Annotated in this window: 12 protein-coding genes; all 12 read left to right on the top strand. The window is 63.1% G+C overall.

Annotated features, from left to right (window positions below):
• Positions 1-8: 8 nt before the first annotated feature.
• Positions 9-758 carry a GntR family transcriptional regulator gene (locus tag A3AI_RS0133265; protein ID WP_024519697.1) on the top strand — a complete coding sequence of 250 codons (750 nt, stop codon included), beginning with the start codon at positions 9-11 and terminating at the stop codon, positions 756-758.
• 79 nt (positions 759-837) lie between these two features.
• Positions 838-3,813, top strand: a complete 2,976-nt coding sequence (locus A3AI_RS0133260; RefSeq protein WP_024519696.1) for an FAD-binding and (Fe-S)-binding domain-containing protein — start codon at positions 838-840, stop codon at positions 3,811-3,813.
• A complete protein-coding gene (locus A3AI_RS0133255) occupies positions 3,806-4,234 on the top strand; it encodes a GlcG/HbpS family heme-binding protein (protein WP_024519695.1) in 429 nt (142 codons plus the stop codon). Before A3AI_RS0133260 ends, A3AI_RS0133255 begins: the two co-directional genes overlap by 8 nt.
• Before the next feature lie 106 nt (positions 4,235-4,340).
• Positions 4,341-4,739: a PAS domain S-box protein gene (locus A3AI_RS0133250; RefSeq protein WP_024519694.1), complete on the top strand. Its 399-nt coding sequence runs from the start codon at positions 4,341-4,343 to the stop codon at positions 4,737-4,739.
• A 445-nt stretch (positions 4,740-5,184) separates the two neighbouring features.
• Positions 5,185-6,168 carry an ABC transporter substrate-binding protein gene (locus tag A3AI_RS0133245; RefSeq protein ID WP_024519693.1) on the top strand — a complete coding sequence of 328 codons (984 nt, stop codon included), beginning with the start codon at positions 5,185-5,187 and terminating at the stop codon, positions 6,166-6,168.
• Positions 6,169-6,175: 7 nt separating this feature from the next.
• Positions 6,176-8,035, top strand: a complete 1,860-nt coding sequence (locus A3AI_RS0133240; protein ID WP_024519692.1) for a cache domain-containing protein — start codon at positions 6,176-6,178, stop codon at positions 8,033-8,035.
• Positions 8,036-8,199: 164 nt separating this feature from the next.
• The gene (locus A3AI_RS0133235) at positions 8,200-8,742 is read left to right on the top strand and encodes a hypothetical protein (RefSeq protein WP_024519691.1); all 543 of its coding nucleotides are present in this window, start codon (positions 8,200-8,202) and stop codon (positions 8,740-8,742) included.
• 338 nt (positions 8,743-9,080) lie between these two features.
• Positions 9,081-10,346 carry a glucose-1-phosphate adenylyltransferase gene (glgC, locus tag A3AI_RS0133230; protein ID WP_024519690.1) on the top strand — a complete coding sequence of 422 codons (1,266 nt, stop codon included), beginning with the start codon at positions 9,081-9,083 and terminating at the stop codon, positions 10,344-10,346.
• Entirely contained in the window at positions 10,343-11,815 is a 1,473-nt protein-coding gene (gene glgA, locus A3AI_RS0133225) for a glycogen synthase GlgA (RefSeq protein WP_024519689.1), read from the top strand. The genes glgC and glgA overlap by 4 nt, the downstream gene beginning before the upstream one ends.
• A 146-nt stretch (positions 11,816-11,961) precedes the next feature.
• Positions 11,962-13,152, top strand: coding sequence for an OpgC domain-containing protein (locus A3AI_RS0133220; RefSeq protein ID WP_024519688.1), 1,191 nt, complete (start codon positions 11,962-11,964; stop codon positions 13,150-13,152).
• Positions 13,153-13,164: 12 nt separating this feature from the next.
• Positions 13,165-13,653, top strand: coding sequence for a DUF2059 domain-containing protein (locus A3AI_RS0133215; RefSeq protein WP_024519687.1), 489 nt, complete (start codon positions 13,165-13,167; stop codon positions 13,651-13,653).
• A gap of 216 nt (positions 13,654-13,869) precedes the next feature.
• The coding region (locus tag A3AI_RS46605; protein ID WP_036050510.1) for a helix-turn-helix domain-containing protein at positions 13,870-14,040 on the top strand (171 nt) is incomplete at its 3' end.

Here is a 14,040-nt window from a genome sequence, read left to right as displayed (position 1 = left end):
TTACGTACATGAAATCGATGATTCCCGAGGATGGCGTGCCTTTGACCAAGCCGGCCGGCAATGGTGGCGAGATTTCGCTCCATGGCGAGATCCTGTCGCGGCTGCGCGACTATGTGGTTGAAGGCAATATCGCCGAGGGAGCGCGCGTGCCCGAACGCCAGCTCTGCGAGATGTTCGGCATTTCGCGCACCCCCTTGAGGGAAGCGCTGAAAGTGCTGGCGGCAGAGGGACTGATCGAGCTCCTCCCCAACCGCGGTGCGCGGGTGCGCCAGCTGTCGCGGCGCGACCTCGATGAGTTGTTCGACGTGATGGGTGGCTTGGAGAGCCTGGCCGGGCGCCTCGCCTGCGAAAACATCACGGATGAGGAAATCGCCGGGATCGAGCGGCTGCATTACGAGATGTACGGCCACTACCTGCACCGCGATATGCACAATTACTTCCAAATCAACCAGCGCATCCACGAGAGGATCGTGGACGCCGCGCGCAACCAGATCCTGCGCGCGACCTACGCCAATTTCGCCGGCCGCATCCGCCGCGTGCGCTATTCCGCCAATTTCGCCCGCAAAAGGCAGCGTTGGGGCGAGGCCATGCGCGAGCATGAGGCTATCCTGGACGCACTCCGCCGCCGCGCCGGCAGCGAACTCAGCGACATCCTGTTTCACCACCTCCGCGCCAAGCGCGCCGCCGCGCTTGACCATCTCGACGAGGCCGAGACCGGCGCACCAGCCGCCACGTCGTCACCGAATCTGAACTCATAAATAACATTATACCAGAGCATATTGCATCTATTCCCGGATCGGTTCAAAACGCCCCTCTTGCATTATCCTGGAATGGACCATGAACAACGCGTCACCGCTCGAGCGCCGGCTGCGGTCGGAAATCACCGGCGAGGTCCTGTTCGACCGGTTCAGTCGCGGCCGCTATGCGACCGATGCCTCTTTTTACCAGATCATGCCGGCCGGCGTGGTCGTGCCCCGCACAATGGACGAGGCGCTGCGGGCGTTGGCGATCGGCCGCGACGCGGGAAGCAAGGTCACGCCCCGCGGCGGCGGCACCTCGCAATGCGGCCAGACCGTCAATGACGGCCTCGTCATCGACTTCTCGAAATATCTGAACCGCATCGTCTCGCTCGACCTCGACAACCGCTCCTGCATTGTCGAGCCTGGCATCGTGCTCGACGACCTTAACCGGCAGCTGAAGAAGCACGGCCTGTGGTTTCCGGTCGACGTCTCCACCGCCTCGCGCGCCACCATTGGCGGCATGGCCGGCAACAATTCCTGCGGCGGACGCAGCTTGCGTTACGGCACCATGCGCGACAACACGCTGTCGATACAGGCTGCCCTCGCCGACGGCATGCGGATGCGTTTCGGCGACGTGCCGCGCGATCTTGCAAGCGTCGACGCGCCGGACGAGGGGCTTGCCCTGTTCCGTGACATGCTCGCGCTTGGCGAGCGCGAGGCGGCGGAAATCGCGGATAAATTCCCGAAGGTGCAGCGTCGTGTCGGCGGCTACAATCTGGATGCGCTCACTCCGCGCAACGCGCCCAACAACATGGCGCATCTCCTCGTCGGCTCGGAAGGCACGCTCGCCTTCACCACGCAGGTCGAGCTGAAGCTCTGGCCGGTCATCCGCAACAAGGCGCTCGGCGTCTGCCATTTCGGCAGCTTCTACGAGGCGATGGATGCCACCCAGCATCTGGTCAAGCTCAAGCCCATCGCGATCGAGCTGGTCGACCGCACCATGATCGGCTTGGGGCGCGACATCGCCATGTTCGTGCCTGTCATTGAGGCCGCCGTGCGCGGCGACCCCGAGGCGCTGCTGCTAGTGGAGTTCGCCGAAGAGGACCAGGCGGACAATCTCCAGCGCTTGAAGCAGCTCTCCGAACTGATGGCCGATCTGGGCTTTAGCTGGAACAATGCGCAAGGCAAATCGGGAGGCGTGGTCGAGATCATCGACCCCGCGTTGCAGGCGGCGATCGCCGATTTCCGCGCCGCCGGCCTCAACGTGATGATGTCGATGAAGGAGGCCGGCAAGCCCGTCTCCTTCGTCGAGGACTGCGCCGTGCCGCTGCCGCATCTCGCCGATTACACCGCGCGGCTGAACGAGGTGTTTGCCAGGCACGGCACCAGCGGCACCATGTATGCGCACGCCTCCGAAGGTTGCCTGCATGTGCGCCCGGTGCTGAACTTGAAGCTTGAGAAGGACGTCAAGGCGATGCGTGCCATCGCCGAAGAGGCGTTCTCCATGGTGCGCGAGTACAAGGGCTCGCATTCCGGCGAGCATGGCGACGGCATCGTGCGCTCGGAATTCCATGCCGCCATGTTCGGCTCGCGCATCGTTGCCGACTTCAAGGAGGTCAAGGCGCGCTTCGACCCCGGCAATACGCTCAATCCCGGCAAGATCGTCGATGCGCCTGCTATGGACGATCGCACCCTGTTCCGCTATCCGCCGGACTATCGCATCGGCGAATTGAAGACCGTGCTCGACTGGTCGGGCTATTCCGGCGCCGGCGGCGGCTTCCAGGGCGCGGTCGAGATGTGCAACAACAACGGCACCTGCCGCAAGCTCGAGGGCGGCGTGATGTGCCCGTCCTACCGCGCCACCCGCGACGAGACGCATGTCACCCGCGGCCGCGCCAACACGCTTCGGCTTGCGATCTCCGGCCAGCTCGGCCCGGACGCGCTCACCTCCGACGAGATGATGGAGAGCCTGAAACTCTGCGTCTCCTGCAAGGCCTGCCGGCGCGAATGCCCTGTCGGCGTCGACATGGCCAAGATGAAGATCGAGGTTCTGGCCGCGCGCGCAGAGCGGTACGGACTTTCCTTGCGCGATCGCCTGGTCGGCTATCTCCCGCGCTATGCCGGTTTCGCCGCGCGCGCAGCACCCCTCGCCAATTTGCGCAACAGCAGCGCGTTGCTGCGGCGCCTGTTCGAGAAATTCACCGGCATCAGCGCCAAGCGTGCTTTGCCCGCGTTCCGCAGCGACGTGTTCCGACCGCAACGCGAAGCTGTCGGACAGCTAGGCGGCCGCGAGGTCGTGCTGTTCGCCGACACGTTCAACCGCATCTATGAGCGCGAAAATCTCGACGCTGCCTTACGGGTGCTGGTCGCCGGCGGATATCGCGTCCACATACCAAGCCCTGCGCAAGGCGGCCGGCCACCTTGCTGCGGCCGCACCTTTCTTTCCGCGGGTCTCGTCGATGAGGCACGCGCCGAGCTCGACCGGCTGGTCGCGACCTATGCGCCCTACGCTGCGCGCGGCGTGCCCATCATCGGGCTCGAACCGAGCTGTCTGCTGACGCTGCGCGACGAACTGCTGTCGCTGCGCACGGACGTCAGCGCAAGGGCCGTCAGCGCCCATGCGCTGCTGTTCGAGGAGTTTCTGGCCCGCGAGGCGAAGGCCGGCCGCCTCAATTTGCCGCTCGGCCCACTGCAGGTCACCGCGCTGGTGCACGGCCATTGCCACCAAAAATCCTTCGATGCGTTCAAGCCGGTCGCAGAGGTGCTGCGGCTGGTGCCGGAACTGAAGGTCGAGACCATCGAATCCAGCTGCTGCGGCATGGCGGGCGCCTTCGGCTACGGCGCCGAGACCTATGAGGCCTCAATCCAAATGGCCGAAGCCTCGCTGCTGCCGGCCGTGCGCCGCGCCGACAGCAAGACGCTGGTTGTCGCCGACGGCACCTCCTGCCGTCACCAGATCGCCGATGGCGCGCAGCGCAATGCGCTGCATGTCGCGCAAGTGCTTGCGATGAGCCTCGATCGTGCGCCATCATTCGAAACCTCCCCATCGTGCAAGGAACCCGCCCATGGCTGAACTGACCCTCGACATCGCCCGCAAGATCCTCGATGCCGCGCTCGCCAGGGCGGTGGAAAAGAAGCTGAAGCCGCTGGTCATCACCATTCTGGACGCGCGCGGCGCGGTCAAGGTGACCGCGGCCCAGGACGGCACCAGCCTCCTCCGTGCCGAGGTCGCGCATGGCAAGGCGTTCGGCGCGCTCGCGATGGGCATGGGCTCGCGCGCACTGTACCAGCGCGCCCAGGAGCAGGCCTATTTCATCGATGCGGTGAACACGCTGGCACAGGGCCGCATGGTGCCGGTGCCCGGCGGCGTTCTGATCCAGGACGGCACGACGCTCCTGGGCGCGGTCGGCGTCAGCGGCGACACCTCCGAAAATGACGAGATTTGCGCGATTGCCGGGATCGAAGCCGCTGGCCTGAAGCCCAATCCGGGATAGGATCGCGTTCACAAGCCTGTCGCCCCCGGCGAAAGCCCGGGGCCCTGACCCGCGGATTTCTCTCCGTGACTTCAAGACCGAAGTATCAGTCACAAGAGGTGGAGAGATGAACGACCAGTCAAGCCTCGACGCCCGCATCCTCGATGCCGTCGCCGACGCGCTCATCTCAGCCGACCGTTCCGGCACGATCACGCGCTGGAACCGTGCCTCGAGTACCTTGTTCGGCTATTCCGCGGAAGAGGCGCTCGGCCAAAGCCTCGATCTCATCATCCCCGAGCACCTGCGCGCCGCGCACTGGAAGGGTTTTGACGCCGCACTCGCGAGTGGCACCATGAAGCTCGCAGGACGCCCCACTCTCACCCGCGCCCAGCACAAGGACGGCCGCAAGCTCTACATCGAGATGACCTTTGCCCTGGTGAGGGACGAAGGCGGCGCCGTGCTCGGCTCCGTCGCCATGGCCCGCGACGTGACCGAGCGTGTGATGCGAGAGCGCGGCAAGGCATAATTCGCCGCCCTTGCGATACCGCGAGGGCGCCAAACGTTGCGCCATCGCGTCCTACGGTGTCGCGGTGGCTCGTCAGCGAATGGGCAAACCTCAAATGTTGTTGATGTGAAGGACGCAGTTGATGTGAAGTAGCTCACATCTGCAATGCTCAAACCCGGTATAACTTTAGCGCTGGCAGGCGAGCGTGGTCGCGTTGGACGCTTTGCCAAGCGATGAAGGCACCGAATGTCTCGCTTCGCCATTGCAACCAGTGGATCACCTTGATGGTCGCGAGGCACTCGGGTTGAAGATGAGATGTGACAAATTGGCTCAGTCCGGATGCCGCGCGCAGGCCGCGCACGCTGACGCCACGTTGGAAAGTCCTCCAAGGATCAGATAATCTATTGTGGCTGTCACTCGCTTTAGCAACGACTGCTTTATGGACGGCAACTAGGATTTGGCTCCCGTGAGGCGGCGAGATTTCATCGCGCTTGCAGGTGGTGCGGTGATCTGGCCGCACATGGCGCGCGGGCAGCAGCCGACACAGCAGCCAAAGAAGGTTTATCGCATCTTCTGGGTGTCGACCGAATCCCGGCCCGACCCGTTCCTGGATGGCTTTCGGGAAGGATTGCGCGAGCGAGGCTATGTTGAAGGAAAAGACGTCGTCTTCGAGCTGCATTACGCGGCCGGCGATCCCGGCGCGCTGCGGCAGGTGATATCCGAATTGAAGGGAGGCAACATCGACCTGGCGGTATCGAGCGGACCGGCGACCCGCGCAATGACGGCCGTAACAGACGTTCCCGTTTTATTTGCCCTCAGCGGCGACCCCGTCGAGCTTGGCGTCGTCAAGAGCATGGCACAGCCGGGCGGCAATTTCACAGGCTCGAGCTTTCTCTCACTCGAGTTGGCGGGAAAGCGAGTTGAACTGCTCAAGGACATTTTTCCCAAGCTTCGAACGCTCGCGGTGATTTCGAACACCAATCACCCGGGAGAACAATCGGAATGGCGGACGACGCGGCAGGCCGCTCAGGCGCTGGGTATGGATCCCGTGTATGTTCCTTTCTTTGGCACGCGTGAAATCGATAAGGCGATCGAGCAGGCCGGCAATGCGCACGCAGACGCGATGCTTGTGTTCCCGGACGCCGTGACGATGGTGCATCGGACCAAGCTTGCCGAGTTTGCCATTGCGCGGAAGTGGCCATCGATGTTTGGCTGGAGCGAATATTGCGAAGCGGGCGGGCTTTTGAGCTATGGCGCGAACCAGCGCGCCACCTATTTCTGGCTTGCGACCTATGCCGACAGGATCTTGCGCGGCGAAAAGCCCGCCAATCTTCCCGTCGAGCGGCCCACGAGATTTGAACTGACGGTGAACTTAAAGACTGCAAAGGCCCTCGGTGTCGAGAGCGCCATGTCCTCCATCCTGTTTCGCGCGAGCAAGGTGATTGAATGAGGTCGGCATGTCCGGTTTGTTACGGAACGATCGCTATTCTGACAAAGTCATTTCTCCAGTCGTACGCCAGCGTCGCTCCCTTTTCCTGAAATATTTCGTCACGCTGTTTGTTGCAGTGGTCGTACCCCTCGTCATCGGCGCCGCCGGCGAGGCGTGGTTCGGCTACCGCGACCAGCGTCTCAACCTCAATGAGCTTCTTCAGGCCGACGCACGGTCGGCGGCCGACCGGATACAAACCTTCATCGATGGAATCGGCGATCAGATCGGCTGGGTTGTCCAGTTTCCGTGGATCGCAGGTGAAGAGGACTCCCACAAGATCGATGCCGAGCGCCTGCTGCAGCAGGTCCCCGCAATCGTCTCGATCACGCTGGTTGACCAGAGTGGAATTGAGCGCGCCTTCGTATCCAGATTTGGCCTGAACAGAACGGGTCGAGGCGCAGACATGGCGGCGGACCCGGCGGTCCTCGGCGCCCGCACCAACAAGATCTGGTACGGCCCGCTGTCGTATCGGCGCGCTTCCGAGCCCTACATGACAATCGCGGTTGCCGGAAATCGCGCGGCCGACGGCATTGCCATCGCCGACATCAATCTCAAGCTCATCTGGGATGTCATAGCTTCGATCGCAATCGGCCACACCGGCCGCGCCTTTGTCGTCGACGATTCCGGACGCCTGATCGCCCACCCCGACATCAGCAGGGTGTTGCGCGGGGATGCTGGCTCGGCCGACCTCAATCGGCTCAAATCCGCCATTGCCGCCGCGAAAGGGGCGGCGGTCGTGACCACAGGCGATAAAGGCGAGCCAGTAGTCGCCGTCTCGGTGCGTGCCGACAATGTGGGCTGGACGGTGATTGCGGAACAGCCCGTTTCGGAAGCGTTCGCATCCATCCGCGCCACGCTGTGGCGTTCGCTGGCTCTCATCGTCGTCGGCGCCCTGGTTGCGGCTGCGCTCGCCTACTGGCTGGCTCACCGCATGTCCGGGCCGATCCGGCAGCTGGAGGACGGCGTGCAGCGGATCGGCGCCGGGCATTTCGAGCATCGCATCGCCATGTCGAGCGGCGACGAACTGGAGCAATTGGCAAATCGTTTCAACGAAATGGCGGAAGAGCTGGCAGTCTCGAAGGAAAAATCCGAACGCATCAACCGCCTCAAACGATTCCTTGCACCGCAGGTTGCTGAACTGGTGGAGCAGTCCGATGCGCGGATGCTGGATGGACAGCGGCGTGAGATCGTCGCGGTCTTCGGTGATTTGCGCGACTTCACGGCCTTCGCTGCCCGCGCCGAGCCCGATGTGCTCATGACGGTGCTTTCGGAATATTACGAAGCCGTCGGAGCGGTCGTCACCCGCCACGAAGCAACGCTGACCGGCTTCGGCGGCGACGGGGTGATGGTTCTCGTCAACGCGCCGGTCGCCTGCGAGAATCCAGCGCTGCGCGGCGTCAGGCTCGCGATCGACATGCAGGCAGCGGTACAAGGCCTCGTCACCGGCTGGCGTGCCAAGGGCCATGCGATCGGCTTCGGCGTCGGTATCGCGATGGGACCGGCTATCGTTGGAACCGTGGGCTATGAAGGCCGGATCGACTACACAGCGGTCGGAAACGTTGTAAATCTGGCGTCGCGGCTTTGCGGCACGGCGAAAGACACGCAGATTCTCCTGGATCCGGTTGTTGCCACCCGGGTGAAGGACAGCGTCGCGCTGGCCCCCCTCGGTGTGCGCCCCATCAGGGGTTATGATCGTCCGCTCCAGATATTCGCCGTGGCGCGCGGCGATTTTCATTTGATACGACAGGACGGTCGCCCCACCGATGCAGGCGTTGCCAGGCTGGAGGCCGGTCGTCAACTTCAGGACAGCGAAGGTGCGTGGCCCTGAGGCTGCGACCCCTGCGACCCTGACGCCCTTGATTGTGCGTCCGCCTGGGTACAGAGTCGGGGCGCGACCGAGACCATGTTACCGCTTGCGCCTTCGCGAGCGTGGTTGTCACGAGCGGAACCGGAACGGCGCGGATCGCGTTCTGTCGGCAGGAGCGACCCACAATGAAGCGTCTGCTGAAATGTCTGGGCTATGCCCTCGTGACGATCTATTTCGTCGCCGATCTGGTGTTCGAATCCGTGGCACGTCCGTTGTCGGCGTGGATCGGAGGCCTGCGAATCCTGCAACCACTCTACGCCTGGATCGCCCGGCTGCGCCCATATCCAGCGCTCGCCCTCTTCTCGGTCCCAGTCGTGATACTTGAACCTGTGAAGCCAATCGGCGCGTTTCTCGTGGCTGCCGGTCATGTCGTCTCAGGCGTGTTGACCATTGCGCTAGGAGAGATCCTGAAGATTACCCTGGTCGAGCGCCTGTTCAGGCTGACCCGTGACCGCCTGATGCAGATTCCAACCTTTGTGATGCTCTACCACCCGTGGATGCGGTTTCATGAATGGGTGACATCATCCGAAATCTGGCGATGGGGCCAGCAGCGGATCGCGCAGTTGAAGGCGCTGGTCAGGCGCGCCGTAGCGAGCACGGCGAGAGGCCGGCGGCTAGGTGGGGTGGCTGCGTCCAATAACAAAATGAACAGCGTACGCCATCGCTGACGGTCGTAGCTGGCTGCGTCCGCTCCCGTCGCGCCCCGGCGACGGCCGCGGCATGACCGGCGGAATCCCTCGATAGATGCGGGGCGCTGGACATCGCCGCTCTGCGTCGCGTCCGGCGAGCGCGACTTCCTGTCAAGCCTGACGCGCCAAAAGCGCCGCGAGAACGAGGCCGCAAGAACGAGATTGCGTGTCCGTGGCCAACAGAGGCCTGGAATGACAGCCCTCCCCCTTCCCGACCCGCCAATCCCATGGCTACAATCGGTTCCATTGGCTCCCGGCAAAGCGCCGCCGGAACAAGAGACGATTTCGGGAGTCAGAGCTAAATTGGGAGGAATGGAATGCGTAGCGTCGGAAACGAGCCGCTGTCGCGCAACGCGCTGGCCTTCGTGCTCGCGGGCGGTCGCGGCAGCCGGCTTCTGGAACTGACGGACCGGCGCGCCAAGCCCGCGGTCTATTTCGGTGGCAAGACTCGCATCATTGATTTTGCGCTCTCCAACGCCGTCAACTCCGGCATCCGCCGCATCGCGGTCGCGACCCAGTACAAGGCCCATAGCCTGATCCGGCATCTGCAGATGGGCTGGAATTTCTTCCGCCCGGAGCGCAACGAGAGTTTTGACATCCTGCCCGCCAGCCAGCGCGTCTCCGAGGCCAACTGGTATCTCGGCACGGCGGACGCGGTCTACCAGAACATCGACATCATAGAAGCGCACGGCTCCAAATACATCGTCCTGCTTGCCGGCGATCACATCTACAAGATGGACTATGAGCTGATGCTCAAGCAGCATGTCGAGAGTTGCGCCGACGTCACCATCGGCTGCCTCGAAATGCCGCGCGCGGAATCCTCAGGCTTCGGCATCATGCATATCGAGGAAGACGGTCTGGTCAAAGCCTTCATCGAGAAGCCGGACGATCCGCCGCCGATGCCCGGCAAGCCCGACATGTCGCTTGCCAGCATGGGCATCTACGTGTTCGACACCAAATTTCTGTTCGACGAGCTTCGGCGCGACGCGGCCGATCCGTCGTCCAACCACGATTTCGGCAGGGACGTGATCCCCTACATCGTCAAGAACGGCCGCGCCGTCGCCCATCAATTCAGCCAGTCCTGCGTCAGGTCCGGAACAGAACGGCAGGCCTACTATTGGCGGGATGTCGGTACGGTGGACGCCTACTGGTCGGCCAATATCGACCTCACCGACGTGGTGCCGGAGCTTGACCTGTACGACCGCGAATGGCCGATCTGGACCTATTCAGAACTCGCGCCACCGGCCAAATTCGTACATGACGAGGAAGGCCGCCGCGGCCAGGCCGTGGCGTCGCTGGTGTCGGGCGGCTGCATCATCTCGGGCGCCTCGCTGCGCCGCTCGCTGCTGTTTACCGGCGTGCACATTCATTCCTATGCCAGCGTCGAGAACGCCGTCATCATGCCCTATGTGACCGTCGGACGTTCCGCGCGGCTGAAGAACGTCGTGATCGACCGCGGCGTCAACATTCCCGAAGGCCTCATCGTCGGCGACGATCCCGAGTTCGATGCCAGGCGCTTCCGCACCACACAGCAAGGCATCTCGCTCATCACCCAGCCGATGATCGACAGGCTGAATGCATGACGCTGCTTCGCGTCCTTTCGGTCGCCTCGGAAATCTATCCTCTCGTCAAGACCGGCGGCCTTGCCGACGTCGCCGGAGCCTTGCCGGCGGCGCTTGCGGATTGCGGCGTCGCGACCAAAACGCTGGTGCCCGGCTATCCCGATATCCTCAAGGCGCTGCCTGCGGCCAACACGCTCCTGCAGTTGGATAGTTTCTATGGCGGGACGGCGCGCCTCCTGGGCGGCACGTGTGAGGGACTGGAGCTCCTCGTCCTCGACGCGCCGCACCTGTTCGCGCGGCCCGGCAACCCCTATCTCGGGCCCGACGGCCAGGACTGGCCGGACAATGCCTTGCGCTTTGCGGCGCTCTCACGCATGGCGGCTGATATCGCGCTCGGGGCCATCACGCCGCTTGTGCCCGACATTGTGCATGCACATGACTGGCAGGCGGCGCTGGCGCCAGTCTTCCTGCACTATCATTCGGGCCCGCGGCCCGGCACCGTGATGACGGTGCACAATCTCGCCTATCAGGGCCTGTTCCCCTACGAGATGCTTGGAACGATCGGCTTGCCGCCGGACTCCTTCAACGTCCACGGTGTCGAATATTATGGCAAGGTCAGTTACCTGAAGGGGGGCCTGCAGTTCGCCGATCGCATCACCACGGTCTCGCCGACCTATGCGCAGGAAATCCAGACTGATGAAGGCGGCATGGGGCTCGGCGGCCTGTTGCGCGAGCGCGCGGCTGCCTTGAGCGGAATCCTCAACGGCATCGACACCGCGGTGTGGAATCCGGCAACCGACCCCGACATCGCAGCACACTTCGGTTTCGACGCACTGTCGCGGCGCGCTGCCAACAAGGTCGCGTTGCAGCGGCGGTTCGGGCTCGACCCAAAGCCGGACGCTCCGCTGCTTGGCGTCATCAGCCGGCTCTCCTGGCAGAAAGGCCTCGACCTCCTGCTCGCAAATCTCGACACCATCCTGGGCGAAGGGATGCAGCTGGCGCTCCTCGGCAGCGGGGATCGCGACCTTCAGGACGGTTATGTGGCGACCGCGAAGGCGCATCCGGGCCGAATCGGGGTGGTGATCGGCTATGACGAACGTCTCGCCCATCTGATTCAGGCCGGCAGCGACGCGCTCGTGGTGCCGTCGCGATTCGAGCCATGCGGCCTGACCCAGCTATGTGCCTTGCGTTATGGGGCAGTGCCGATCGTCGCGCGGGTCGGCGGCCTCGAGGACACGGTCGTCGATGCCGACGAAGCGGGTGCAGGCGCGACCGGCTTCAAGTTCGGCCCGGTCACAGCCGACAATCTCGCGGGCGCGCTGCGCCGGGCAAGCGTCACCTTCCACGACAAGCCGGCCTGGCAAAGCCTGCAACGGCACGGCATGACGACGGACGTGTCCTGGCGCAACCGCGCGAGCCGCTATGCCGAGCTCTATCGCGATATCCTTGCGACATGCGGGATTGCGACGCACCGGCACACGGCGCCCTGACCGGCCGACCTTGATTCAAGTCAATAAGCGACCTTGGATCGTACCGCTAATCTGGCTAGGATTTGGATTTGGAATTTTGGTTATAATCTCATTTCGTTGTTGTTCGCGCCGCCCACCCGGCGCGCTATTGAAAATGGGAGGGCGCCATGATCAAGCGGATTTCGACAGGGCTGTACGACCCGATCCAGCGCGACGTGCGGCTCGATTTCTTCCGCGGCATCGGACTGTGGATGATCTTCCTGGACCACATTCCGCACGACGTGGTCGGCTGGCTCACCTTGCGCAATTACGGCTTCAGCGACGCGGCCGAATTCTTCGTCTTCATCTCCGGCTACCTGGTCGGCTTCATCTACGTGCCCGTCGTCAAGGACGGTATGTTCATGGCAGCGCTGAAGCGGCTGTGGACCCGGGCGGCGCAGCTATACGTCGCCCACATCATGCTATTCCTGATCTTCACCGCGCAAATCGCGCGCACCGTGCGCCGCTTCGACAATCCGATGTACGAGGACGAGTTCAACGTCCATAATTTCCTGCAGCACCCGGACGTCCTGATCGGCCAGGCACTCACGCTGCGGTACAAGCCGGTCAATCTCGACGTGCTGCCGCTCTTCATCGTGCTGGTCCTGGCGGCGCCCTTCATGGTGTGGTGCCTGACCCGCCGGCCCAACCTGACGCTGCTCGCTTCCATACTGCTGTATATTCCCTCCCGCATCTTCGACTGGAACATCGCGTCCTACCCGCCGGGCGCGACTTGGTATTTCAACCCGTTCTGCTGGCAGCTTTTGTTCGTGTTTGCCGCCTGGTGCGGCTCCGGGGAGATCGGGAAATACGCCTCGCTCATCTGGTCGAAGCTCGGCATGACGATCGCCTGTCTCTGGCTGTTGTTCGCCTTCCTGATCGTGATGACCTGGCACATTCCCGCGCTCGGGGCGCTGGTGCCGAAATGGATGATCAAGGTGATCTATCCGATCGACAAGACCGACCTCGACATGCTGCGCCTGACCCATTTCTTCGCGCTTGCCGTCATCGTCACCTCCATCGTCACGCGCCATTGGAAACCGCTGTACACGAAATGGCTTCATCCCGCCGTTCTGTGCGGCCGCCATTCGCTGCCGCTCTTCTGCATCGGCGTGTTCCTGTCGTTTTCGGCGCACTGGATCCTGACGCAATACACCAAGGGCGCCTGGGAGCAGCTCGCCGTGAGCCTCCTGGGCATCGTGATCATGATCGGCATCGCCTGGGTTCTAGATCGCGCGCGGGAGGTGCCCGACCTCTTCGTGCAGGTGCTCGAGGACGAGGAGCCCGTGATGCCCGCGGTCGAAGCGGCGAAGGCGTGACAGGAGCGCGACATGTCAAGATATCTGTCGTTGATCTCAGCCCTGCTGCTGTGCCTCGCTCTGCCGGCAGCCGCGGAAACGCCCTCGCCTGAGGCCATGACCACGGCGCGGAACCTCGTGACCACCATGGGGCTGGCCGATCAATACCGCGCGCTGCTGCCGGTGATCCTGTTGAGCTTGAAGCCTGTCGTGACGCAGGACCGGCCGGAAATCGAGCAGGATTATGATTCGATGGCGGCGATGATCGCAAACGCCTATACGCCCTTCTACAACCAGATGATCGAGCAAGCTGCGACCCTTTATGCGACGAACTTCACGCTCGACGAGCTGCGGCAGCTGGATAACTTCTACCATCAACCGGTCGGCCAGAAGCTGCTCCGAATATCGCAAGGCCTGCGACAGCAGACCACGCAGATCGGCCAGGACATCAGCCGCAAGGCGACAGATGAACTGCGCGCCCGGCTGACCGATGCGTTGCGCCAGAAGGGTCACAAGCTCTAGAACCGCGCGAGCCCGCCACGCGGGCCCCTAAAGCGCGATGAGATTTGGTTGACTCGTCATCGCGCTTTAGGTCTTTGATTGAGCATGATCTTTTTGGAAAACCGCTACCCACTTTTCCGGATCATGCTCTAGCTGTGAACTTTCAGGAGGTTGTCCATTCGGCCCGTGCCGTGAACGCTGATGTCACCAAACACACAGTGATTCGCGGGGGACCGAATGGACACTCACAAGAATGCGCCACTGACGCCCAAAGGTCGAGAGGCCATGGTGCGATGCGTTGTTGAAGGCGGGCTGAGCAAGGCAGCCGCCGCGTGCCAGTTCAACGTTACGCCAAAGACTGTCGCCAAATGGGTCAAGCGGTTCCGCGCAGAAGGCGTGGATGGGCTG

This window comes from Bradyrhizobium sp. Tv2a-2 (genome assembly GCF_000472425.1).
Classification (GTDB): Bacteria; Pseudomonadota; Alphaproteobacteria; order Rhizobiales; family Xanthobacteraceae; genus Bradyrhizobium.
Note: the sequence above shows the minus strand (reverse complement) of the source record. Positions and strands in the feature narration are given on the sequence as shown.

Bases quoted from the DNA above. Each gene is read 5' to 3' on its own strand.
- A3AI_RS0133260 (WP_024519696.1), top strand. From the start codon at position 838: ATGAACAACGCGTCACCGCTCGAGCGCCGGCTGCGGTCGGAAATCACC.
- glgA (WP_024519689.1), top strand. From the start codon at position 10,343: ATGACGCTGCTTCGCGTCCTTTCGGTCGCCTCGGAAATCTATCCTCTC.
- A3AI_RS0133215 (WP_024519687.1), top strand. From the start codon at position 13,165: ATGTCAAGATATCTGTCGTTGATCTCAGCCCTGCTGCTGTGCCTCGCT.
- A3AI_RS0133240 (WP_024519692.1), top strand. From the start codon at position 6,176: ATGTCCGGTTTGTTACGGAACGATCGCTATTCTGACAAAGTCATTTCT.
- A3AI_RS0133255 (WP_024519695.1), top strand. From the start codon at position 3,806: ATGGCTGAACTGACCCTCGACATCGCCCGCAAGATCCTCGATGCCGCG.
- A3AI_RS0133265 (WP_024519697.1), top strand. From the start codon at position 9: ATGAAATCGATGATTCCCGAGGATGGCGTGCCTTTGACCAAGCCGGCC.
- A3AI_RS0133235 (WP_024519691.1), top strand. From the start codon at position 8,200: ATGAAGCGTCTGCTGAAATGTCTGGGCTATGCCCTCGTGACGATCTAT.
- A3AI_RS0133250 (WP_024519694.1), top strand. From the start codon at position 4,341: ATGAACGACCAGTCAAGCCTCGACGCCCGCATCCTCGATGCCGTCGCC.
- glgC (WP_024519690.1), top strand. From the start codon at position 9,081: ATGCGTAGCGTCGGAAACGAGCCGCTGTCGCGCAACGCGCTGGCCTTC.
- A3AI_RS0133220 (WP_024519688.1), top strand. From the start codon at position 11,962: ATGATCAAGCGGATTTCGACAGGGCTGTACGACCCGATCCAGCGCGAC.